This window comes from Paracoccus sphaerophysae, assembly GCF_000763805.1.
In the GTDB taxonomy this organism is placed as follows: Bacteria; Pseudomonadota; Alphaproteobacteria; order Rhodobacterales; family Rhodobacteraceae; genus Paracoccus; species Paracoccus sphaerophysae.
On sequence record NZ_JRKS01000001.1, the window covers coordinates 127056 to 150291 of the forward strand.

Sequence of the window (23236 nt, forward strand, 5' to 3'; positions counted from 1 at the left end):
GTAAAGATTTCCTGAATCGGCGCCGATCAGCGCCCCATCGCCTCGCGCCAGTGGCGGCGGCACAGCGAGACATAGGTTTCATTGCCGCCGACCTGGATCTGGGCGCCCTCGCGCAGCGGCGCGCCGTCCGGGCCGAGCCGCACGACCATCGTCGCCTTGCGCCCGCAATGGCAGATCGTGCGGACCTCGCGCAATTCGTCCGCGATCGCCAGCAGTGCGGCCGATCCGGGAAACAGCTCGCCGCGGAAATCGGTGCGCAGGCCGTAAGCCATGACCGGCTGGCCGAGATCGTCGGCCACCCGGGCTAATTGCCAGACCTGGTCGGGGGCCAGGAACTGCGCCTCATCGACGAAGATGCAGGCGGCGCCCGCGCCCTGCTCGGCGATCAACGCGAACAGGTCGGTGGTAGGGCCGAAGGCCAGCGCCTCGGCGGAAATGCCGATGCGGCTGCCGATGCGGCTGGCGCCGGCGCGGGTATCCAGCCCGGCGGTCAGCAGCAGCGTGGTCATGCCGCGTTCGCGATAGTTGTAGGACGCCTGCAGCAGCAGCGTGCTTTTACCCGCGTTCATCGTCGAGTGGTGGAAATAGAGCTTCGCCATGCGCGCCGCATTGCCAAGCCGAAGGCGGCTCTGCAAGCCCGCAGGGCGGCCGTCAGAAAAGCCCGCAGCGTCGCCGCTGCGGGCCCATAGAGATTACGCCTTGGCTTGCCCCTTGGGCGCGCGCGACGGCCGGCGGGCCGGGCGCTTGCGGGCCGGGGTTGCGCCTGCGGGCCGCGTGCCCGACCGGCCGCCGGGGCTGCGCGGCGAGGGAACGGGTCCTGCCGGCGGCTCGCCGCCGATCACCGGGATCTGCGCCTTCATCGACTTCTCGATGGCCCGCAGCTCGCCGGCCTCGGCCGGGGCGCAGAAGGCAACGGCGCGACCGTCGCGGCCCGCCCGCGCGGTGCGACCGATGCGGTGGACATAGTTTTCCGGCACGTTGGGCAGGTCGTAGTTATAGACATGCGCCACCTGCGGGATATCCAGCCCGCGCGCGGCGACATCGGTCGCGACCAGTACTTGGGTTTCCTCGGAGCGGAAGCTCGACAGCGCCCGTTCCCGCTGGCCCTGCGACTTGTTGCCGTGGATGGCCGCGACCTTGAAGCCCCATTTCTGCAACAGCGTGGACAGCTTTTCCGACCCGTGCTTGGTGCGGCCGAAGACGATCGCCAGCTCGCCCGGATGCTTGGCCAGATATTCGGCCAGCAGCGCGGCCTTGTCGCCCTGATTGACGAAATGCACGCCTTGGTCGATCTTTTCGGCGGCCTTGCCCGGAGGGTTGACGGCCACCCGCAGCGGATCGGTCAGATAGCTGTCGGCGAGTTCCTCCATCAGCTTCGGCATGGTGGCCGAGAAGAGCAGCGTCTGGCGCGATTTCGGCAGCAGCCTGGCGATGCGGCGCAGGGCGTGGATGAAGCCGATGTCCAGCATCTGGTCGGCCTCGTCCAGCACCAGGTAGCCGGTCTGGTCAAACTGCACGGCGCCGCGCTCGATCAGGTCGATCAGGCGGCCGGGGGTAGCGATCAGGATGTCGACGCCCCGTTCCAGCCGGTCCACCTGCACGTTGATCGAGGCGCCACCGACGACCCGGAAGGTGCGCAGGCCGGTGCCCTTGGCGAAGGATTCGACGTTCTGGGCGATCTGGGTCGCCAGCTCGCGGGTCGGCGCCAGGATCAGCGCGCGGCAGGATTTTGGCGCCGGACGTTCGCCGGCGATCAGCAGCCGGGTCAGCATCGGCAGGCCGAAGGCGGCGGTCTTGCCGGTCCCGGTCTGAGCGAGCCCCAGCAGGTCGCGGCCGTCCACGATCGCCGGGATGGATTCCGCCTGGATCGGGGTCGGCTCGATCAGGCCCAGTTCGGGCAGGTTGATCGCCACGCGTTTGTCGATGCCCATCCGGGTGAAGGGCGTGTCGATGTCGGGGATGGCGCGGCGGATGAAGGGCTCGGCCTCGGCGCGGGCCTTCTTGGCGCGGCCGGGGCCGCGGCGGGCGCCGAAGCCCGCCGATTTCGGCTTGTCACCCGCGGCAGGGCGGTCGGCAGAGCGGTCGGCGCGCGCGCCGGCGCCTTCCGGACGCGGGCCGCGGCTGCGGAAATCGCCGGAGCGCTGGGGTTTTTTCGCCTTTGCGGCGTCGGTATGGTCGGTCATCTCTCATGTCCTTGCGCGTGCCGGCCCCGTATCGGGCGGCACGAAAAACACGCCACGCGCAGCAGAGGCCGGCGCGGCAACGTAGGGGGCGCGGGTGGAATACGAACCCGCGGGCAACCCTGCGTGAAAGGGGAAACCGTCGAAGCCCGGACCCTGGCAGAAGCGTTCTGCGGCTGCTCACGCGGCAGCGGGTCTCGGACCTGGCTCTAGTTGGAGAATACGGCGGAAAAGTCAAGCGTCCCTGTGCGAAAAGTCAGATATTCTGCACCGTTGGGCGCTTGCCGAGCGTGCCGCGGATTGGTGATATGGGCGGGTCCGATCCCGGCTGCGAAAGGCTTTTCCTGCATGTTCAACCTCGATCTGCCGCGGTCCGGCCGCGTCCCGAAAGCTGCCCCTCATGCGTAACCTGAGGGTCAGCGCCGACCGCATCGCCGCCGATATCGACGCGCTGGCCGCGATCACCGATCCGGGGCGGCCGTGGACGCGGCGGGCCTTCTCGCCCCGATTCGACGAGGGGCGGGTGTGGATCGCGGACGCGTTCCGCCGCGCCGGGCTGTCGGTCGAAACCGATGCCAGCGGCAACCTGATCGGCACCCGGGCGGGCACCGTCCCGGGGGCGGGGACGATCATGTTGGGCAGCCACTCGGACACCGTCCCGGATGGCGGCCGGTTCGACGGCGTCGCGGGGGTCGTGGTGGCGCTCGAAGTCGCGCGGATGCTGGCCGAGCGCGGCATCGCGCTGCGCCACGATCTTGCGGTGGTCGATTTCCTGGCCGAGGAGGTCTCGGTCTTCGGCGTGTCCTGCATCGGCTCGCGCGGGATGGCCGGCGTGCGCCCGGTCGAGTGGCTGACCCGGGAACATGAGGGGCGGACGCTGGAACAGGCGGTGCGCGACGTGGGCGGCGATCCGACGACGGTCGCGCCGCGGACAGACGTGCGCGCCTTCCTCGAGCTGCATATCGAGCAGGGCACGGTGCTGGAAGGCAGCGGCACCGATCTGGGGCTGGTGACCGCCATCGCCGGGATCGAGCGGATCGAGGTGGTGCTGACCGGCCAGGCCGGCCACGCCGGCACGACCCCGATGGACCGCCGTGCCGATGCGCTGGTCGCGGCGGCCGGGCTGGTCACCGACATCGACGCCGAGGCCGGCGCCCGCGCCTCGCGCGGCCATTTCACCGCCACGGTCGGCGAGTTTTCCATCGAGCCCGGCGCCGCCAACGTCATCCCCAACCGCGCCCGGCTGCTGATCGACGCCCGCTCTGCCGACCGCGCCGCGATGGAGGATTTCGTGACCTGGGTCGAGACGCGGGCGGGCCGGCTGCCCGAGGGGATCTCGGGCGCCGTGCGGCTGGTGTCGGACAATTACCCGACCCGGACCGATGCCGGCCTGCTGACCCGGCTCGCCGCGGCCGCGGATCGGGTCGGCGCCACCCACCGGCCGATGGTGTCGGGCGCCGGCCACGACACCGCCTTCATGGCCCGCATCGCACCAGCGGCGATGGTGTTCGTGCCGTCTCGCGACGGACGCTCGCATTGCGCCGAGGAGTTCACCGAGAATGACAGCATCGCGCTGGGCGCGGAAGTCCTGGCGGAAACGGTGCTGGCGCTGGATGCCGGGGAGTGAGGGGAGGGGAGGGACTTACGTGGCCGGCTGTGCCCCTGGAGCTCATTCGGTCGGGCACGAGTTGTATTCGGGTGCTTACGTAAGTCCGTTCTGCCGCTTGACTGCATTGCCCATCCATAACCCGGGTCCTTACCGCGCCGACCTCCTGGGCCACGAGGACATCGGCCGTCCGTCTCGGCAGGCTAGCTCCCATTTGCGACGGGGTCGGATGCCTCACCCCCCGCCCCGGTCAGCCGCGCGAGCGCGTCCAGCGCCAGCGGCCGGGTCACCCCGCGGCCCTCGGCGAGGGCGGTGCGGTCGATCTCGGCCACCAGCCGGCGGGCCAGCGCGAGGTCGCGGTCCATGTGCCGCACCAGCGCCTCGACCACGCCCGGACCCGGGGTCAGCTGCCGGTCGGCCAGCAGCTTGACCAGCACCGCCCCCAGCAGCGCCTCGTCCGGCGCGCCCAGCCGCGCCACCGCGACCGACGCCATCCGCGAGGCAAGGTCCGGCAGCACCAGCCCCCAGTCGCGCGGCGCAGCCCGCGCCGCCATCAGCAGCAGCGTCCCGCGCGCCGCCGACAGGTTCCACAGGTGAAACAGCGCCTGTTCGGCGCCCGCGGCATGGGCGACGCGGTCGGCGTCGTCGATCACCAGCGCCCCCGCCTCGGGCGCCAGCGCGTCGGCGGCGTCGACCCGCAACGCACCGCCGCGCACCACCCGCGCGCCGTGCTCGCCCGCCCAGAAGGACGCGATGTGCGACTTGCCCGACGCCTCGGGGCCGACCAGCAACAGCCGCCCCTGCGGCCAGTCCTGCGGCCGGTCCACCATGGCCAGCGCCGCCGCATTGGCGGGCGCGGGCAGGAAATCCGCCCGCCCCAGCGCCGGCGTCAGCCCCAGGTCAAAGGTCAGTTGCCGGGCCAAGGTTCAGCGGGACCGCGGCGCGGCCTGTCCGGCAACGGCCATGCCTGGCGTCGTCGGGTCTCGCGGCGCCGTCACGCCGTCCGGCACGATGCCTGGGGCCGGTGGCGGCGCCTCGGGGGCGCTGCCCGGCGCCAGGACGGCTTCTTCCACGGGGCCGGAATGGAAGGACGCGCGGGCCTCTGCCGCCTCGTCCCCGGCCTCGGCGCGCTCCTGCTCGGCCTTGCGGCGTTTCTTGCCGGTCGGGTCATCCGGGTCGGTGCCGTCGGCGGTCTTGCCCCCCCAGGTGCGCACCTCGGGTTCGGCGCTGAGCGTTGCGGCGGCCCCCTCCGGGCCGGGTGCGGCCACTGCGACGCGGGCGACGGCCACCTTGGCGCCGTCGCGGCGCGCCGCTTCCCCGGCCGCCTCGCGGGCGGCGAAGCGGGCTTCCTCGACCTTGACCTCGGCCACGGCGGCGGCGTGGGCGGCCTCGGACCGGCGGCGCGTTTCGGCCGTGGTGCCGCGCGGCACCACCTCGATCAGCAGCGGCGGGGCGGGCTCGGGCACCAGCCCCCGGCCGGTATACAGCGAGCTTTCCTTGTAGCGTTCGATGAAGAACCGCACGAGCACCCCGATGATCGCCCCCAGCGGCACCGCGACGACCAGCCCGACAAAGCCCAGCAGCTTGCCGAACACCGCCAGCGCGATCATCAGCCAGACAGGATGCAGCCCGACATGCCCGCCGATGATCTTGGGCTGCAGATAGTTCCCCTCGAGGATCTGGCCGACGACAAAGATCGCCAGCACCGCCACGATCCATTTCGGATCGTCCCAGAAGGTGAAGGCCGCCACGGCGACCGAGGTGACGCCGCCGGTGAACACGCCGACATAGGGGATGATCGACAGCACCGCCGCCGAAATCCCGATCACCAGCGCAAAGGGCAGACCGACCAACAGCAGCGCGGTCGAATAGAAGGTCGCCAGGATCAGCGTCACCAGCCCCTGCCCCCGCAGGAACCCGGCCATGCTTTCGTTGATCTGCCGGGCGATCGAGCGGATCGTGCCGGCGTGTTCGCGCGGCAGCAGCGTGTCCAGCCGCGCCACCATCCGGTCCCAGTCCAGCAGCAGATAGAAGGCCACCACCGGCACGATGACCGCCAGCAGCACCACCCCCACGATGTTGCTGATCGAGCTGAGCACAGTCACCATGATCGTGCCGCCCTTGTCGGACAGCTGGGCGCCGACCTGCGTCATGGCGTTGCGCAGCGTGCCGCCCTCGGGGACCAGCTCGGGGAAGCGGCCGGTCAGCCAGGACTGCGCGACCTCAATGTAGTGCGGCGCGTTGGTCACCAGCTGCGTCAGCTGGCGCACCACCATCGGCACGACCAATACCAGCGCCAGGACAAAGGCCAGGCCGGCGATCAACGTGATCAGTGCCACCGACTTGGTGCGCGACAGCCCGCTGCGTTCCAGCCGGTCGGCCAGCGGGTCCAGCACATAGGCGATGCCCGCCCCGATCAGGAACGGGGTCATGACGTCCCCCAGGGCCCACAGGACCAGCATCACCAAGGCCGCGGTGGCGGTCCACCACCAGACCTGCTTTTGAACCGGAACGCGCATGGCAGCCTCTTGCGGGGGATGGCAGTTGCCGCCTGACTGCCTTGCGCGGGACGGCGATGCAAGCGCGCTGCGCTTGCCGCAGGACGGCCGATCCGCTATCCCCGGCGGCGTTCCCCTGCCAGAGGCCACGCCCCCATGCGTCTGTCGCGCTATTTCCTGCCCGTCCTGAAAGAGAACCCGTCCGAGGCGCAGATCGTCAGCCACCGGCTGATGCTGCGCGCCGGGATGATCAAGCAGCAGGCCGCGGGCATCTATTCCTGGCTGCCGCTGGGGCTGAAGGTGCTGAACCGCATACAGCAGATCGTGCACGAGGAACAGCAGCGCGCCGGCCACATCCCGGTCCTGATGCCAACCATGCAATCGGCCGACCTGTGGCGCGAATCCGGCCGCTATGACGATTACGGCCAAGAAATGCTGCGGATCAGGGACCGTCACGACCGCGAGATGCTGTTCGGCCCCACCAACGAAGAGATGATCACCGACATCTTCCGGGCGCACGTCAACAGCTACAAGGATCTGCCGCTGACGCTGTACCAGATCCAGTGGAAGTTCCGCGACGAGGTCCGCCCCCGCTTCGGCGTGATGCGGGGCCGCGAGTTCCTGATGAAGGACGGCTACAACTTCGACCTGACGCGCGAGGCTGCGCTGCACGCCTATAACCGGCACCTGGTCAGCTACCTGCGCACCTATGAACGCATGGGCCTGCAGGCGATCCCGATGCGGGCCGACTCAGGTCCCATCGGCGGCGAGAACACGCATGAATTCCTGGTGCTGGCCGACACCGGCGAATCCGAGGTGTTCTATGACAGCCAGATCACCGACCTGACCTTTGGCGACCGCCAGATCGACTATGACGACGCCGCCGCCTGCCGCGCGGTGCTGGAAGAGTTCACCTCGCGCTATGCCCGCACCGACGAGACCCATGACGAAGCAGTATTCGCCGAGATCCCCGAGGATCGCCGCCGCTCGGCCCGCGGCATCGAGGTCGGGCAGATTTTCTATTTCGGCACCAAGTATTCCGAACCGATGGGCGCCACCGTGGTCGGCCCGGACGGCGCACGGGTGCCGGTCCACATGGGATCGCACGGCATCGGCGTGTCCCGCCTGCTCGGCGCCATCATCGAAGCGAGCCACGACGACAAGGGCATCATCTGGCCCGAGGGCGTGACCCCCTTCCATGTCGGGCTGGTGAACCTCAAGCAGGGTGACGCCTCGACCGACAACGCCTGCGAGGCGCTGGAGCGCGAGCTGACCGCGCGCGGGCTGGACGTGCTGTACGACGACCGCGACGAGCGCGCCGGCGCCAAGTTCGCGACCATGGACCTGATCGGCCTGCCCTGGCGGATCACCGTCGGCCCGCGCGGGCTGGCGAACAACGTGGTCGAGCTGACCAGCCGCCGCAGCGGCGGGTCGGTCGAGATGTCGCCCGCCGACGCCGTCGCCCGGCTGGTCGAGATCTACGCGCCGGTCTTCGCCGCTTCCTACGGGGGGTGACGGGGCCGCTGTTGATCCGGCGCCACCAGGCTGCGGGGGTATCCTCCGAGGCGGTGTTTTCGGCCTGCGGCGCCTATCGCTATGCGCTGATCCGCCAGTGGGACCCGGACCTGCCGCGGCTGGCCTGGGTGATGCGGAACCCCTCGACCGCCGATCAGCGGCAGTCGGTCAGCACACGGGCGAGGGTTGGGAATCGGGGGAACGGCGGGACACCTGGCCCGATGCCTGACCCTGAGTGTAACTCCTGTCCGCACCTGGAGCCATGCGCTGCCCGGCGCAGGACGGCGAACGGCGCGCACGCCGACGCCACGAGGGAACGGGTCCGCGCTGGGCAGGGCCGCGGAAACCACCCCCCGCGCGCCCTGACTGTTTGACAGCCCTCACCGGCCGGGCCAAATGGTTTGGCTTCACCGCGGATCAACGCAGCCCGACCATGACCCAGGCCGATTTCCTAAAATCCGACTTCCCCGCCCCCCGTGCGTTGCCCGAGGGTGCGCCCGTCGGTCCGGCGCGCTTCTTCAACCGCGAACTCAGCTGGCTGTCCTTCAACTGGCGGGTGCTGGACGAGGCCCGCAACCCGCGCGTGCCGCTGCTGGAACGGCTGCGCTTCCTGTCGATCTCGGCCACCAACCTCGACGAATTCTACACGGTCCGCGTCGCCGGCCTGCGCGAACTGGTGCGCGAGGGGAACACGCTGCCCTCGGATGACGGGCTGTCGCCGGCCGAACAGCTGTCGCTCATCAACGCCGATGCGCGGCGGCTGATGGACGCCCAGCAGACCGTCTGGAACAAGCTGCGCCGCGACATGGAGGCCGAGGGCATCGTCATCCTGTCCCGCTCCCGCGTCACTGCGGCCGAGGCAAATTTCCTGCGCGAACACTTCGTCGAACAGGTGTTCCCGGTCCTGACGCCGCTGGCGATCGACACCGCGCATCCGTTCCCCTTCATCCCCAACACCGGCTTTTCCCTGGCGCTGGAACTGGCGCGCGAATCTGACGGCCGGCAGATGCAGGCGCTGCTGCCGATCCCGGGGCAGCTCAAGCGCTTCATCCCGCTGCCCGGCGGCCAGCGCTTCCTGCGGCTCGAAGACCTGCTGCTGATGCACCTGCCGCGGCTGTTCCCGGGCTACCGCGACATCGGCCATTGCGCCTTCCGGGTGCTGCGCGACAGCGACCTGGAAGTTGAGGACGAGGCCGAGGACCTGGTCCGCGAATTCGAGACGGCGCTGAAGCGCCGCCGCCGCGGCGACGTCATCCGGCTGAAGATCACCGCCGGCGCGCCCGAGCGCCTGCGCCGCGTGATCATGCAGGAACTGCAGGTCGGCGCCGACGAGGTGGTCGAGGTCGAGGGCCTGCTGGGGATGGCCGACATGCGCGAACTGGTGCTGGACAGCCGCCGCGACCTGCAATGGCCGGCCTTCACCCCCCGGGTGCCGGAGCGGGTGCAGGACCACGACGGCGACATGTTCGCGGCGATCCGGCAGAAGGACATGCTGCTGCACCACCCCTACGAGACCTTTGACATGGTCATCCGGTTCCTGCAGCAGGCGGCTCGCGATCCCGACGTGGTGGCGATCAAGCAGACCCTGTACCGCACCAGCTGGGACAGCCCGGTCGTCTCGGCGCTGTGCGAGGCGGCGGAATCGGGAAAGTCGGTGATGGCGCTGGTGGAACTCAAGGCCCGCTTCGACGAGGCCGCCAACATCCGCCAGTCGCGGCGGCTGGAACGCGCCGGCGCGCATGTCGTCTATGGCTTCACCAACTACAAGACCCACGCCAAGATCTCGACCGTGGTGCGGCGCGAGGGCGACCGCCTGGTGACCTATACCCATTACGGTACCGGCAACTACCACCCGATCACGGCGCGCATCTATACCGACCTGTCGCTGTTCACCTGCGACCCGGCGCTGGGCCGGGACGCGACCAAGGTGTTCAACTTCCTGTCCGGCTATGTGCAGCCCGAGGGGCTGGAAAACCTCGCCATCAGCCCAATCGACCTGAAATCGACGCTGCTCGAGCTGATCGGGCGCGAGGCCGACCTTGCCCGCCGCGGCCGCCCGGCCGAGATCTGGGCCAAGATGAACAGCCTCGTCGAGCGCGATGTGATCGAGGCGCTGTACGAGGCGTCTGCGGCCGGCGTCCGCATCAACCTCGTCGTGCGCGGCATCTGCGCGCTGCGGCCGGGGATCGCGGGGCTGTCGGAAAACATCCGGGTGAAATCCATCGTCGGGCGGTTCCTGGAACATTCGCGCATCGTCTGCTTCGGCAACGGCCACGCCCTGCCGTCGCGCAAGGCGCGGGTGTTCATCAGCTCGGCCGACTGGATGGACCGCAACCTGACCCGCCGGGTCGAAACCCTGGTCGAGTGCCTGAACGACACCGTGAAGGCCCAGATCACCAGCCAGATCATGGCCGCCAACATGGCCGACGAGGCGCAAAGCTGGCTGCTTCAACCCGATGGCCGCTATCTGCGTCATCTTCCCGAAGACCGTGACGACCTGTTCAGCTGTCACAAGTTCTTCATGGAAAACCCGTCCCTGTCGGGACGCGGAACCGCCGGTGCGGGCGACGTGCCCGCGCTCACCCACACCGCCGACTGAACCGCGAGCGAGGAACGATGCCGGAGCGCAAGAAGAATGCCGCAGCACATGTCGGGACGGGCCAGGGCGTCGGGGTGTCGCCCTTCGGCAAGCAGGGGCTGCCGTTCCTGTCGGCGCGCGAGCTGGCCCGGGTGGGGGTGGTCGACGTGGGCTCGAACTCGATCCGGATGGTGGTGTTCGACGGCGCCGCGCGCAGCCCGGCCTATTTCTATAACGAAAAGGTCATGGCGGGGCTGGGGCAGGGGCTCGCCGCCACCGGCAGGCTGAACCCCGAGGGCGCGGTCCGCGGCATGGCCGCGCTGACCCGCTTTGCCGCGCTGGCCGAGGGGATGGGGATTTCCGCCCTGACCTGCGTGGCCACCGCCGCGGTGCGCGAGGCCGAGGACGGCCCGGCCTTTCACAAGGCGGTGGAACGCCAGACCGGGCTCAAGCTGATCGTCATCGACGGCGAGGAAGAGGCTCGGCTGTCCGCCCAGGGCGTGCTGCTGGGCTGGCCGGACGCGCGCGGGCTGGTCTGCGACATCGGCGGCAACTCGATGGAACTGGCAGAGGTCGAGGGCGGACGGATCGGCCGCCGCGCAACCTCGCCCATGGGGCCGTTCCGGCTGCAGCAGATCGAGCCGAAGAACCTCAAGAAGCACATCGAACTGATCATGGACGGGCTGCGCGACACCGTCGGCGCCGACCATGAACGGGTCTACCTGGTCGGCGGGTCGTGGCGGGCGATCGCGCGGCTGGACATGGAACGCCGCGCCTATCCGATGACCGTGCTGCACGAATACCGGATGACGCCGGACGACGTGATGGCGACGGTCAAGTGGATCGGCGACCGCGACATCGCCGATCTAAGGACGCTGACGGGCATTTCCACCTCGCGGATCGAGCTGGTGCCGCTGGCCATGCAGGTGCTGCGGCAGCTGGTGCTGACCTTCAAGCCGGCCGAGATCGCGATCAGTTCGTACGGGATCCGCGAGGGGCTTTTGTACGAACAGATGTCGCCCGGCATCCGCAAGCGCGACCCGCTGATCGAGGCCGCGCGCTTTACCGAACGCCAAATGGCGCGGATGCCCGGCTTCGGCAAGAAGCTGTACCAGTTCCTGCTGCCACTTTTCGGGGACGTGGCGCCCGAACGCGACCGCCTGATCCGCGCCGCCTGCCTGCTGCATGATACCAGCTGGCGCGCCCACCCCGATTACCGGGCCGAGGCGTGTTTCGACAACGTCACCCGCGCCAACCTCGCGGCGCTGAGCCACCCGGAACGGGTGTTCCTGGGGCTGGCGCTGCTGCACCGCTACAAGAACAGCCGGGCCGGGTCGGCGATGACCCCGCTGTTCGAGCTGCTGAGCGAAGACGAGATCCGCGACGCCGAGGTCCTGGGCAAGGCGATGCGCTTTGGCGCGATGTTCTCGATCGCCGACCCGGCCGAGGCGGGCGCGCTGACGCTGGACCGCGACGCCGGCACGCTGGCGCTGCGCCTGACCCGCACCGGCCGTGCCCTGATGGGCGAGGTCGCCGAGGCGCGGTTTCAGACGCTGTGCAAGGCGATGGGCGTCGAGGGCGTGGTGAGCTAGGTGCGAAACGGGCAACTGGACAGCCCGGAAGACCCCGCCTGACTGCACCTGTATTTCAAGCCTGGGGAGTTGACGATGGACAACCTGATCCTGCTTTTGCCGATGCTGCTGGGCGTCGGTCTTGCCGCATTGGCAGGGGCATTCGACAGCGACGAGACCGCGTCGGCTGAGCCGGAACCACAACCTGAGCCCGAGCCCGAGCCCGAGCCGGAGCCGGAACCCGAACCCGAACAGGTCCAGGATGGCAGCGGGTTCGTGCTCGACGGCACCTCGGGCGATGACGGGCTGGTGCTGACCGATCCCGATGGCGGCCTTGTCGATGGCGGCGGCGGCCGTGACGACATCCTCGTCGATACGGGCGCGCCGCCGGACGGGCTGGAACTGGGCTGGAATCACGACGATCCCATGCCCGTTCGCGTCGTCGTCCCCGATCCGCAGGCGGGGACATGGACGGCACCTGGCGGCGATCAGGTCGCGGTCGGGGCGAGCCATGTCGATCTGGACGGCGATGACACGCTGACCGTCGGGTCAGGCTTTGTCGTGGTCGATGCGCAAGGCGGCGGGAACCTGATCGACCTGTCCGGCGCGACGCAGGGCTGGGTCCGGGACTCGGACGGCGACACCATCCTGGGCGCTGGCGCCGGCCACGCGGTGGTCGCCCATATCGGTGAAAACACCGAGTATCGGGGAGGCGCCGGCCAGGACGTCGTCGAGGTCTTTGAAACGGTTGCGCCGGTCGAAGGCGGGGCAGGCGACGACGTGCTGGTCTCGGTCAGCGGGGCGGGGCACCTGCGCGGGGGCGAGGGCGACGATCATCTCGTCGGCTCCCCCAACCACATGGAACATGCGTCAACGGCAAACGACTGGCACGAATGGCGCATCGACGATGCGGTGGACACGCTGGACGGCGGGGCCGGGAATGACGGGATCGTCTTTGCCGACGGTGACATCGTCACCACGGGAACCGGCGCCGACGATCTCAGGGGCTGGGTGACGGGCAAAGGACCGGATTCGGTCGTGACCGACTTTGACCCCGCGCAGGACAGCATGCGGCTGATCGTCAGCGACGGATTCCTGGGCGAAACGCCCGACGTCGCGGCCTTCGCAGGGCGCATCGACGTGGTCGAGGCCGACGGCGACACCAGCGTCCTGATCGACGGCCAGCTTGCCGTGCGGCTGACCGGCGTCACAGGCGCATCGGTCAACCTCGAATCCGAAGACCAGAGCTTCGACCTGACCGGCACGCCGACGGCAGACGCGGCCAGTGTCACGCTGGTGCTGTGGCAGCCGACGTACACCTGACCCGACGCCCATACGGACCGATCCGCCGGATCGTGGCGCGACCGCCCGCCGCAGGCGTCATCTTGCGCTGACGTGTGACGCCGATGTGTGACGCCACAGCCGAAATGAAAAAGGCCGCCCCAAAGGGCGGCCTTTCCTGTCAGCCACAGGGGCAGGACATTACATCATGTCCATGCCGCCCATGCCGCCCATGCCGCCGCCCATGCCGCCGGCGGCGCCCTTGGGCTCGGGCTTCTCGGCGATCATCGCCTCGGTGGTGATCAGCAGGCCGGCCACCGACGCGGCGTCTTCCAGCGCGGTGCGCACGACCTTGGCCGGGTCGATCACGCCGAACTTGAACATGTCGCCATATTCCTCGGTCTGGGCGTTGAAGCCGAAGGTCTTGTCCTGGCTCTCGCGGACCTTGCCCGCGACCACCGCGCCGTCGACGCCCGCGTTCTCGGCGATCTGGCGCATCGGGGCCTCCAGCGCGCGGCGGACCAGCGCGATGCCGGCGTTCTGGTCGGCGTTCTCGCCTTCCAGACCTTCCAGCGCCTTGCCGGCCTGCACCAGCGCGACGCCGCCGCCGACCACGACACCTTCCTGCACCGCGGCGCGGGTCGCGTTCAGCGCGTCATCGACGCGGTCCTTGCGCTCCTTCACCTCGACTTCGGTCATGCCGCCGACGCGGATCACGGCCACGCCGCCGGCGAGCTTCGCCACGCGCTCCTGCAGCTTTTCCTTGTCGTAGTCCGAGGTGGTTTCCTCGATCTGCTGACGGATCTGGCTGACGCGGGCCTCGATCTCGGCCTTTTCACCGGCGCCATCGACGATGGTGGTGGTGTCCTTGTTGATCGAGACCTTCTTGGCGCGGCCCAGCATGTCGATGCCGACGTTTTCCAGCTTCATGCCCAGGTCTTCCGAGATCACCTGGCCGCCGGTCAGGATCGCGATGTCCTGCAGCATGGCCTTGCGGCGATCGCCGAAGCCCGGGGCCTTGACCGCCGCGACCTTCAGGCCGCCGCGCAGGCGGTTGACGACCAGCGTCGCCAGCGCCTCGCCTTCCACGTCCTCGGCGATGATCAGCAGCGGCTTCTGCGTCTGGATGACGGCTTCCAGCAGCGGCACCATCGGCTGCAGCGAGGACAGCTTCTTCTCGTGCAGCAGGATGTAGGCGTCTTCCAGCTCGGCGACCATCTTGTCGGGGTTGGTCACGAAATAGGGCGACAGGTAGCCGCGGTCGAACTGCATGCCTTCGACGACTTCGACCTCGGTCTCCATCCCCTTGTTCTCTTCGACGGTGATGACACCCTCGTTGCCGACCTTCTGCATCGCCTCGGCGATCTGCTGGCCGATGAAGGCCTCGCCGTTGGCCGAGATGGTGCCGACCTGGGCGACTTCGGCCGAGTCCGAGACCGGGCGCGAGGCGGCCTTGATCGCCTCGACGACGCGCTGGGTGGCCAGGTCGACGCCGCGCTTGAGGTCCATCGGGTTCATGCCGGCGGCGACGGCCTTGAGGCCTTCCTTGATGATCGCCTGGGCCAGCACGGTGGCGGTGGTGGTGCCGTCCCCGGCCTCGTCATTGGTGCGCGAGGCGACTTCGCGGACCATCTGCGCGCCCATGTTCTCGAACTTGTCCGACAGTTCGATTTCCTTGGCGACCGAGACGCCGTCCTTGGTGATGCGCGGGGCGCCGAACGACTTGTCGATCACCACGTTGCGGCCCTTCGGGCCCAGCGTGACCTTGACCGCATCCGCGAGGATGTTGACGCCCTTGAGCATCCGGTCGCGGGCATCGGTGTTGAACTTGACTTCCTTGCCAGCCATTTATCTCTTCCTTGTCATAGGGTTGTAAGCGCTGCCTGCGAGGGATCAGCCGATGATCCCGAGGATGTCGCTTTCCTTCATGATGAGCAGCTCTTCGCCGTCCAGCGTCACTTCGGTGCCCGACCACTTGCCGAACAGGATGCGGTCGCCGGCCTTGACGCTGGGCGCAATCAGTTCGCCCGAATCCTTGCGGGCGCCTTCGCCCACCGAGACGATCTCGCCTTCGGACGGCTTTTCCTTGGCGCTGTCGGGGATGATCAGCCCGCCTTTGGTCTTTTCGTCCGACTGGACGCGGCGGACCAGGACGCGGTCGTGAAGCGGCTTGAATGCCATCGTGAACACTCCGGTGTTACAGGTTGCAGTGTCGCGTGTTGGCACTCGATGGTGGTGAGTGCCAATGGCGGCGATGTAGGCGGCGGCCGGCGGGCTGTCAACCATCATGAGGCCCCCGAAAGGACGGCCCGTCAGGGGTGGCCAACCGGCCCGCGGCGCGGCATGGTCCGGGGTGCTGAGGTTGACGGAGCGGATCATGCGCCTGACACGGACAGGGATCGGCCGCGCGGCGGTGCTGATGGCAGCCTTGTGGCTCGGCGGCCCCGTGGCCGCGGCGACCGGGGCGGGCGGGACCGCCCCGCCGACCACCATGCCGGCCCCGACGCAGGATCACCCGGATTGCGTTGGTCGCGACCTGCTGGCCGAGCTGCCGGCCGACCGCCGGGCCGAAATCGACGCGGCGGTGGCGGCCACGCCCTATGCTCAGGGCACGCGCTGGACCACCACCCGCGGCGATGCCCGGATCGAGATCATCGGCACCTATCACTTCGACGACCCACGCCACGACCCGGTGATCGCCGAACTGACCCCGGTGATCGCCGGGGCCGGTGCGCTGATGGTCGAGGCCGGCCCCGAGGAAGAGGCCCGGATCACCCAGGCGCTGAAATCCGAACCCGACCTGATGATCGACCCCACCGGCCCGACCCTGCCCGAGCGGCTGGACGCGCAGGACTGGAAGCAGCTGTCCCAAGCAATGGCCGACCGCGGCATCCCCGCGATCATGGTCAGCCGGATGCGGCCCTGGTACGTGTCGATGATGCTGGGCATTTCGCCCTGCATGATCGACCAGATCAAGACCGCCGGCGCGGTCGAGGGGCTGGACCGCGACCTGATGGCGGTGGCCGAGGCCGCCGGCACCCCGGTCCACGGGCTGGAGCCCTGGGACACCGTGCTGACCCTGTTCGCCGGCCTCACGCCCGAACAGGAGCTGGACATGATCCGCGGCGCCCTGCCCGGGGCGATCCTGGCCGACGACTATGCCCACACCACGATCGAGGCGTATTTCCGCGGCGACATCTGGGCGATCTGGCAGTTCATGCGGCTGGACGCCGAGGAGAACTCGGGACTGGACCGCGCCGAGGTCGACCGCCAGATCGCGCTGGCCGAAGAGCGGATGATGGTGGCCCGCAACGCCGCCTGGATCGCGCCCCTGACCCAGGCGGCGGACGAGGCCGCGGCGCAGGGCAAGCCGATCGTGGCGGCCTTCGGCGCGCTGCACCTGCCGGGCGACAAGGGCGTGCTGCGGCTGCTGGAACGGGACGGCTGGACGATCACGAAGGGACCTGCGCCGTGACAGACGAACTCTGGGCACTGGAAGAAGGCTGGTGGACGATGGGCGCGGCCGAGGCGCGGCGGCGGATGCATCCGTCCTGCGTCATGGTGCTGGCGGGCAGCGTGCTGCAGGGCGAAGCGATCCTGAACGGGATGGACACCGCCCCGCGCTGGGACGGTGTGCAGATGACCGACCGGCACGGGGTCGAGACCGAGGACTGCGTCGTGCTGGCCTATCGCGCCGCGGCGACCCGCAAGGGCGCGGCTTACGCGGCGCTGTGCTCCTCGACCTGGGTGCGGCAGGCCGAGGGCTGGCAGCTGATCCAGCACCAGCAGACCCCCGAAGGCTGAGCCGGTGCCGGACCGCATGGGCGCGCTGCGCCGCCACATCCGCTTTCACGGCGCCTTCGTCGTCGGGGTGCTGGCGGCATTGCTTGCGTATCGCCTGCCGCCTACCGACCGCATCCTGATCGGCGCCGACCTGTTCTGTGTCGTCTATCTCGCCACCACCGCCCTGTGGATCCGCGGCCGGTCCGGCGACGACCTGCGCGAGCACTTCGCCGACGCCGACGAGGGCGGCCTGCTGATCGTCCTGATGGCGTTGTGGGCGGCCGGCATCAGCATGTTCGCCATCGCGGAAACGGTGCTGTCGGCGCAAGCCCAGTCCGGGCTGCGGCTGCGCCCGGTGCTGGCCCTGGGGGCGGTGCCGCTGGGCTGGGCGATGGTCCACACGGTGATGGCCTTCCACTATGCGCGGATGTTCTATGCGCAAGTGCAGGATGCCGGTGATGACGCCGGAGATGATGGCGACGCCGACGCCACCGGCGATGCGGGCAAGTCCGGCGACGCGGGCGGGCTCGATTTTCCCGGCGACACCACCGAGCCCGGCCCGTGGGAATTCCTGTATTACAGCTTCACGCTCGGGATGACCGCGCAGACCTCGGATATCGGTCTGACCACCACGCCGATGCGGCGCGTCACGCTGTTCCACTCGGTGCTGAGCTTCTTCTACAACGCCGTCATCGTCGCGTTGGCGGTGAATGCCGGCATGGCGCTGGGGCAGGGCGGCGGCTGAGGGCTCCGCAAGGCGCGTTCTTCACATCGCCCGGCGCCGGGCCTATAAGCCGCGCAAAATCCCCGCATCGCGCGCGCCATGAAAGGTTACCCATGATCCAGGTTTTCGGCCACAAGGCCCCCGACACCGACTCGACCGGCTCGCCGCTGATCTGGGCCTGGTACCTGTCCGAGGTCCGCAAGACCCCGGCCAAGGCGGTGCTGCAGGGCACGCCCAACACCGAGGCGGTGTGGATGCTGGGCAAGTGGAAGCTGGACCTGCCCGAGGTGATCGAGGACGTGAAGGCGGGCGATCAGTGCGTGATCGTCGACACCAACAACCCGGGCGAACTGCCGGCCTCGATCAACGACGCCGAGGTGATCGAGATCATCGACCACCACCTGCTGGCCGGCGGCATCAAGACCCGCCTGCCGATCAACATCACCATCCGCCCGCTGGCCTGCACCGCGACGATCATGCACGACCTGATCGGCGACGACCTCGACCGCGCGCCGGACTGGGTCAAGGGCGTGATGCTGACCTGCATCCTGTCCGACACGCTGGAATTCCGCTCGCCCACCACCACGCCGCATGACCGCTGGGTGGCCGAAAAACTGGGGGCCGCTCTGGGCGTCTCGATCCCCGAGTATGCGACCGAGATGTTCACGGCGAAATCCGACGTCTCGTCCTTCTCGGACGCGGCGCTGCTGAAGATGGACAGCAAGGAATACGAGCTTGGCGGCAAGCAGATACGGATTTCCGTGCTGGAAACCACCGCGCCGCAGGTGCTGCTGGACCGCAAGGCGCAGCTGCTGGCCGCAATGCCCGGCGTCGCGGCCGAGGACGGCGCCGACGAGGTGATGCTGTTCATCGTCGACATCCTCAACGAACGCTCGACCCTGCTGGTGCCCAACGACTTCGTCCGCGCGGTCGCCGCCGCGTCCTTCGGGGTCCCGGTCGAGGGCGACAGCGTCGTCCTGCCTGGCGTGGTCAGCCGCAAGAAGCAGATCATCCCGGCGCTGAAGCTGTAAGGCCATCGCCTGTGAGGACCGCCGGACCGGGGGTTTTCCACACCTGGACCCCCGGAGGATATTTGGAACCGCCCGACGCGGCGGGAAAGGAGCCATCGTGACGCGGATCATCGACAGCCTGGCCGAGATCGCCCAGGGCTATGACGTGCTGTTCTGCGACCTGTGGGGCTGCGTGCATAACGGCAAGGTGGCCTATCCGGCGGCGATCGCGGCGCTGCAGGATTTCCGGCGCGGCGGCGGCAAGGTGGCGCTGACGACCAACGCCCCCCGTCCGCGCCGGGCGGTGGCCGCGCAGATCGCGGCTCTGGACGTGCCCGAGGACGCTTGGGACGACATCGTGACCTCGGGCGATGCGGCGCAGGACGCGATGTTTTCCGGCCGGGTCGGCCGGCGCGTCTGGCACGTGGGGCCCGAGAAGGACCTGTCGTTCTTTACCGACACCCCGGACCCGCGCGCGGCCGCGATCACCCGCGTCGCCCCGGCCGAGGCCGAGGGCGTGGTCGTCACCGGCCTTTTCGACGACATGACCGAAACCCCCGCCGACTATCACGCGGCGCTGAGCGAGGTTGCCGCGCGGGGCCTGCCGCTGCTGTGCGCCAACCCCGACATCGTCGTCGATTTCGGCGAACAGCGGCTGTATTGCGCCGGCGCGCTCGCGCAGCTTTATGAACAGCTGGGCGGCGAGGCACTGTATTTCGGCAAGCCCCACGCCCCGATCTATGACCTCGCCCGGCGCCGGTTGGGCGTCTCGGGCGGGCGCGAGCTTGCCATCGGCGACGGGATCGGCACCGATATCGCGGGGGCCGTGGCACAGGGGATCGATTCGATCTTCGTGACCGGCGGGCTCGCGGCCGAGCATATGGGGGGCAACGTGGAACGACCCGAGGACGCGCTGCTGGCCGACTGGCTGAAGGCCGAGGGCCTGGCGCCGACCTACGCCATCGGACGGCTGCGGTGAGCGCGCGGCCCGTCGCCTCTCCGCCCCAGCCGGCGCCGCCCGGGACGCGGGTGGGCCATGTCCATCTGAAGGTCACCGATCTCGACCGCGCCATCGCCTTCTATTCCGGCGTGCTGGGCTTCGAGCTGATGCAGCGTTACGGGCCGCAGGCGGCGTTCCTGGGCGCGGGCGGCTATCACCACCATATCGGCCTGAATACCTGGGAGTCCGCCGGCGGCACCCCGCCGCCGCCCGGCCATACCGGCCTGTATCACAGCGCCTTCCTGTATCCCGACCGGGCTTCGCTGGGCCGGGTTCTGGCACGCGTAATCGCCGCCGGCATCCCGCTGGACGGGGCCGCCGATCACGGGGTCAGCGAGGCGATCTATCTGCGCGACCCCGACGGCAACGGGGTGGAACTGTATCGCGACCGTCCGTCCGAAGAATGGCCGCTGGACGCGCACGGCGGCATCTCGATGGTGAACCGGCCGCTGGACCTCGAAGCGTTGCTGGCCGAGGCGGAAACGCAGCGGTAACAATATTAGTTCGCCCGCGCCCGGGCGGATATTTTCTTGCGCGACGGTCCCGCCGGTGCTATGCCGCAATGCAGCAACGACGGGCGCATCATGATGCTGGACAACCAACCGCGCGGCACCATCGTCATCGAGGATCTCGAGGTCGGGATGATGCGGTATCTGCAGAAGCAGGTCACCGACGCCGATATCGAGATGTTCGCCGAGGTCTCGACCGACCGCAATCCGGTGCATCTAGACGAGGCCTATGCCCGCGACACGATCTTCGAGGGGCGGATCGCCCACGGGATGCTGACCGCCGGCCTGATTTCGGCCGTGATCGGCGAACAGCTGCCCGGCCACGGCACGGTCTATCTGGGCCAGACGCTGAAATTCATGGCCCCTGTGCGGCCCGGCGACGTGGTCCGGGCCGAGGTGCAGGTGGAATCGATCGACCACGGGAAACGGCGCGTCACCCTTGCCACCCGCTGCCTGGTCGGCGATACCGTCGTGCTGAAAGGCGAGGCGGTCGTCCTGGCACCCTCGCGCAAGTTCGACTGAAGGGCCTGCGTGGCCGCCGAGGGCCGATGCAGAATCCTCCGATGCACCTTCACCGCGACTGGCGCGGCCTTCCGGCTTCGGCCCGGGGCGCGACGGTGGCGATGGGGAATTTCGACGGCGTCCACCTGGGCCATCGCGCGGTGATCGACGCGGCCCGCGCCGCCCGGCCCGACGCGCCGCTGGGCGTGGTCACGTTCGAGCCGCATCCGCGCGAATATTTCGCCGCGCTCGTGAACCGCGACGATCCGCCGTTCCGGCTGATGAACCCCCAGGCCCGCGCCAACCGGCTGGCCCGCCACGGGGTCAGCCAGCTCTATGAGCTGCCCTTCGGCCCGGTGCTGGCCGCCCTGACGCCCGAGGACTTCGCCCGCGAGGTGCTGGCCGAGGGGCTGGGCGTCGCCCATGTCGCCATCGGCGCCGATTTCCGCTTTGGCCGCGACCGGGCGGGGGATGCCGCCGCGCTCGCCTCCCTGGGCGAGCGGCTGGGCTTTGGCGTCACCATCGTGCCCCTGGTCGCCCACGGCGCGGCGCGGGCGAGTTCGACCGCCATCCGCACCGCCCTGGCCGAGGGCCGCCCCCGCGACGCCGAGCGGATGCTGGGCCACTGGCACCGGATCGAGGGCGAGGTGGTGCACGGCGCCAAGCGCGGCCGCGAGCTGGGCTATCCGACCGCCAACATGGCCGTGGACGGGCTGCACCTGCCGAAACTTGGGGTCTATGCCGTGCTGGTCGACGTGATGACCGGCCCGCATCGCGGCAGCTATCGCGGCGTCGCCAGCCTGGGCGTGCGCCCGATGTTCGGCGAGAACACCCCGAACCTGGAAACACATCTGTTCGACTTCGAGGGCGACCTGTACGGCCAGCAGCTTTCGGTCGCGCTGGTCGATTATCTGCGCCCCGAGGCGACTTTTGACGGGCTGGACGCGCTGATCGCGCAGATGCAGGCCGACGAGGCCGCCGCCCGCCGGATCCTGGGTGCGGCCTGATGCGCGAACGCTTCTGGGAACTGCCGCTGGCCGACCTGTCCGCCGCCGAGTGGGAAGCGCTCTGCGACGGCTGCGGCAAGTGTTGCCTGAACAAGATCGAGTATGACGACGACGGCAGCGTCGATTTCACCCGCGTCGCCTGCCGCCTGCTGGACGGGGAAAGCTGCCGCTGTTCGTCCTATCCCAACCGCCACGACTTCGTCCCCGACTGCGTGGTGCTGACCCCCGCCAAGCTGAAGGAGATTGCCTGGTGGCTGCCCGCCACCTGCGCCTATCGCCTGCGCGCCGAGGGCAAGCCGCTGTATGACTGGCACCACCTGATCTCGGGCGACCCCGAGTCGATCCACCGCGCCGGCGCCTCGGTGCGCGGCTGGACGGTCAGCGAGCTGGCGGTGACCGAGGACGACTGGGACCAGTACGTGATCGAGGATCTGTCGTGAATTTCGGATCGGACAACGCCTCGGGCGTGCATCCCCGGATCATGGCCGCGCTGGCCGCCGCCAATGACGGCATCGCGGCCTCCTATGGCCGGGACGCGCTGACCGCGCAGGCGCAGGACCGGGTGCGCGAGGTGTTCGACGCCCCCGAAGCGGCGGTATTCCTGCTGGGCACCGGCACCGGGGCGAACGCGCTGGCGCTGGCGCAGCTGTGCCCGCCCTGGGGGCGCATCTTCTGCCACGAGACGGCGCATATCGAGACCTCGGAAAGTGGCGCCCCGGCCTGGATGGCGGGGGGCGCGCAGCTGGCGCTGGTCGGCGGCGACTGGGGGCGGATGACGCCGGAGGCGCTGGCGGCGCGGATCGCGGATTACCCGCAGGAAGACGAGCATGACGGGCTCAACGCCGTCCTGTCGGTGACGAACGCGACCGAATGGGGCACCGTCCACGGCCCCACGGCGGTGTCCGCGCTGGCGCGGGTCGCGCGGGAGGCGGGCCTGGCCGTGCACATGGACGGCGCCCGGCTGGGCAACGCGCTGGCCGCGACCGGCGCCGCGCCCGCCGACATGACCTGGCGCGCGGGGGTAGATGCGCTCTCGCTGGGCGGGACGAAAAGCGGCTGCATGGCGCTCGAGGCGGTGGTGTTCTTCGATCCCGAACGCGCGCACAGCTTCAGCTTTCGCCGGATGCGGGCCGGGCATCTGTGGTCCAAGCACCGCTTTCTGGCCGCGCAGATGCTGGCCTGGCTGGACGGCGATCTGTGGCTGGACCTGGCCCGCCACGCCAACGCGGCGGCGTCCGAGCTGGCCTCGGTGCTGGGCGGGGCAGGGCGCCCGCCACTGGGGCCGGTCGAGGCGAACGAGGTCTTCGTCCGCCTGCCGCGGACCGAGATCGCCCGCCTGCGCGCGGCGGGGCTCCGGGCGGCGGACTGGCCGAACCGGGGCGACGATGCCGGGAACGGGACGATCCGGCTGGTGACCAGCTGGGCGACGACGGACGAGGAGATCGCGGCGCTGCGGGCGGTCCTGTAGCGAGG

The 23236-nt window shown here is 69.5% G+C and carries 22 protein-coding genes; 16 read left to right on the top strand and 6 right to left on the bottom strand.

The genetic code is table 11. The annotated features are described in order from the left end of the window. Window positions 1-26 precede the first annotated feature (26 nt). On the bottom strand, window positions 27-599 hold the full coding sequence (locus tag IC63_RS00675; protein WP_036715962.1) for a thymidine kinase: 573 nt from the start codon (window positions 597-599) through the stop codon (window positions 27-29). A 93-nt stretch (window positions 600-692) separates the two neighbouring features. Beyond that, on the bottom strand, window positions 693-1931 hold the full coding sequence (locus tag IC63_RS00680; protein ID WP_036716131.1) for a DEAD/DEAH box helicase: 1239 nt from the start codon (window positions 1929-1931) through the stop codon (window positions 693-695). Window positions 1932-2580: 649 nt separating this feature from the next. Between IC63_RS00680 and IC63_RS00685 the strand changes: the two genes are divergently transcribed. Continuing rightward, window positions 2581-3807 carry a Zn-dependent hydrolase gene (locus tag IC63_RS00685; protein WP_036715966.1) on the top strand — a complete coding sequence of 409 codons (1227 nt, stop codon included), beginning with the start codon at window positions 2581-2583 and terminating at the stop codon, window positions 3805-3807. A gap of 182 nt (window positions 3808-3989) precedes the next feature. On the opposite strand, the gene IC63_RS00690 is transcribed toward IC63_RS00685, so the two are convergent. Then, a complete protein-coding gene (locus tag IC63_RS00690) occupies window positions 3990-4709 on the bottom strand; it encodes a P-loop NTPase family protein (protein WP_036715968.1) in 720 nt (239 codons plus the stop codon). A 3-nt stretch (window positions 4710-4712) separates the two neighbouring features. Beyond that, window positions 4713-6305, bottom strand: a complete 1593-nt coding sequence (locus tag IC63_RS00695) for an AI-2E family transporter (protein WP_084115297.1) — start codon at window positions 6303-6305, stop codon at window positions 4713-4715. A 135-nt stretch (window positions 6306-6440) separates the two neighbouring features. Between IC63_RS00695 and proS the strand changes: the two genes are divergently transcribed. From proS to IC63_RS00715, 5 genes are all read left to right on the top strand, one after another. Further along, complete coding sequence (gene proS, locus IC63_RS00700) at window positions 6441-7799, top strand: proline--tRNA ligase (protein WP_036715971.1); 1359 nt, start codon at window positions 6441-6443, stop codon at window positions 7797-7799. Window positions 7800-7852: 53 nt separating this feature from the next. Then, window positions 7853-8173: a DUF1643 domain-containing protein gene (locus tag IC63_RS19210; RefSeq protein ID WP_408633538.1), complete on the top strand. Its 321-nt coding sequence runs from the start codon at window positions 7853-7855 to the stop codon at window positions 8171-8173. Window positions 8174-8232: 59 nt separating this feature from the next. Next, window positions 8233-10398: an RNA degradosome polyphosphate kinase gene (locus IC63_RS00705; protein ID WP_036715973.1), complete on the top strand. Its 2166-nt coding sequence runs from the start codon at window positions 8233-8235 to the stop codon at window positions 10396-10398. Between the two features lie 17 nt (window positions 10399-10415). Beyond that, on the top strand, window positions 10416-11969 hold the full coding sequence (locus tag IC63_RS00710) for a Ppx/GppA family phosphatase (protein WP_052041746.1): 1554 nt from the start codon (window positions 10416-10418) through the stop codon (window positions 11967-11969). A gap of 75 nt (window positions 11970-12044) precedes the next feature. Further along, window positions 12045-13271: a calcium-binding protein gene (locus IC63_RS00715; protein ID WP_036715975.1), complete on the top strand. Its 1227-nt coding sequence runs from the start codon at window positions 12045-12047 to the stop codon at window positions 13269-13271. A 159-nt stretch (window positions 13272-13430) separates the two neighbouring features. On the opposite strand, the gene groL is transcribed toward IC63_RS00715, so the two are convergent. Continuing rightward, on the bottom strand, window positions 13431-15077 hold the full coding sequence (groL, locus tag IC63_RS00720; protein ID WP_036715976.1) for a chaperonin GroEL: 1647 nt from the start codon (window positions 15075-15077) through the stop codon (window positions 13431-13433). A gap of 45 nt (window positions 15078-15122) precedes the next feature. Continuing rightward, complete coding sequence (locus tag IC63_RS00725) at window positions 15123-15410, bottom strand: co-chaperone GroES (RefSeq protein ID WP_036702044.1); 288 nt, start codon at window positions 15408-15410, stop codon at window positions 15123-15125. A gap of 196 nt (window positions 15411-15606) precedes the next feature. On the opposite strand from IC63_RS00725, the gene IC63_RS00730 reads away from it, so the two are divergent. From IC63_RS00730 to IC63_RS00775, 10 genes are all read left to right on the top strand, one after another. Beyond that, a complete protein-coding gene (locus IC63_RS00730) occupies window positions 15607-16704 on the top strand; it encodes a TraB/GumN family protein (RefSeq protein WP_084115302.1) in 1098 nt (365 codons plus the stop codon). Beyond that, entirely contained in the window at window positions 16701-17033 is a 333-nt protein-coding gene (locus tag IC63_RS00735; protein WP_036715978.1) for a DUF4440 domain-containing protein, read from the top strand. Before IC63_RS00730 ends, IC63_RS00735 begins: the two co-directional genes overlap by 4 nt. 4 nt (window positions 17034-17037) lie before the next feature. Beyond that, window positions 17038-17757, top strand: coding sequence for a DUF1345 domain-containing protein (locus IC63_RS00740; protein ID WP_232222461.1), 720 nt, complete (start codon window positions 17038-17040; stop codon window positions 17755-17757). 92 nt (window positions 17758-17849) lie between these two features. Beyond that, window positions 17850-18767 carry a manganese-dependent inorganic pyrophosphatase gene (locus IC63_RS00745; protein WP_036715980.1) on the top strand — a complete coding sequence of 306 codons (918 nt, stop codon included), beginning with the start codon at window positions 17850-17852 and terminating at the stop codon, window positions 18765-18767. Between the two features lie 97 nt (window positions 18768-18864). Further along, window positions 18865-19725, top strand: coding sequence for a TIGR01459 family HAD-type hydrolase (locus tag IC63_RS00750; protein WP_036715982.1), 861 nt, complete (start codon window positions 18865-18867; stop codon window positions 19723-19725). Continuing rightward, the gene (locus IC63_RS00755; protein ID WP_052041747.1) at window positions 19722-20240 is read left to right on the top strand and encodes a VOC family protein; all 519 of its coding nucleotides are present in this window, start codon (window positions 19722-19724) and stop codon (window positions 20238-20240) included. The genes IC63_RS00750 and IC63_RS00755 overlap by 4 nt, the downstream gene beginning before the upstream one ends. Before the next feature lie 93 nt (window positions 20241-20333). Continuing rightward, window positions 20334-20777 (top strand): MaoC family dehydratase, encoded by a 444-nt coding sequence (locus IC63_RS00760; protein ID WP_036716142.1) that lies wholly within the window; start codon window positions 20334-20336, stop codon window positions 20775-20777. Window positions 20778-20818: 41 nt separating this feature from the next. Continuing rightward, complete coding sequence (locus tag IC63_RS00765; protein WP_036715987.1) at window positions 20819-21763, top strand: bifunctional riboflavin kinase/FAD synthetase; 945 nt, start codon at window positions 20819-20821, stop codon at window positions 21761-21763. Beyond that, on the top strand, window positions 21763-22203 hold the full coding sequence (locus tag IC63_RS00770) for a YcgN family cysteine cluster protein (protein WP_036715989.1): 441 nt from the start codon (window positions 21763-21765) through the stop codon (window positions 22201-22203). The genes IC63_RS00765 and IC63_RS00770 overlap by 1 nt, the downstream gene beginning before the upstream one ends. Then, the gene (locus IC63_RS00775) at window positions 22200-23231 is read left to right on the top strand and encodes a threonine aldolase family protein (protein ID WP_036715990.1); all 1032 of its coding nucleotides are present in this window, start codon (window positions 22200-22202) and stop codon (window positions 23229-23231) included. The genes IC63_RS00770 and IC63_RS00775 overlap by 4 nt, the downstream gene beginning before the upstream one ends. Window positions 23232-23236 lie beyond the last annotated feature (5 nt).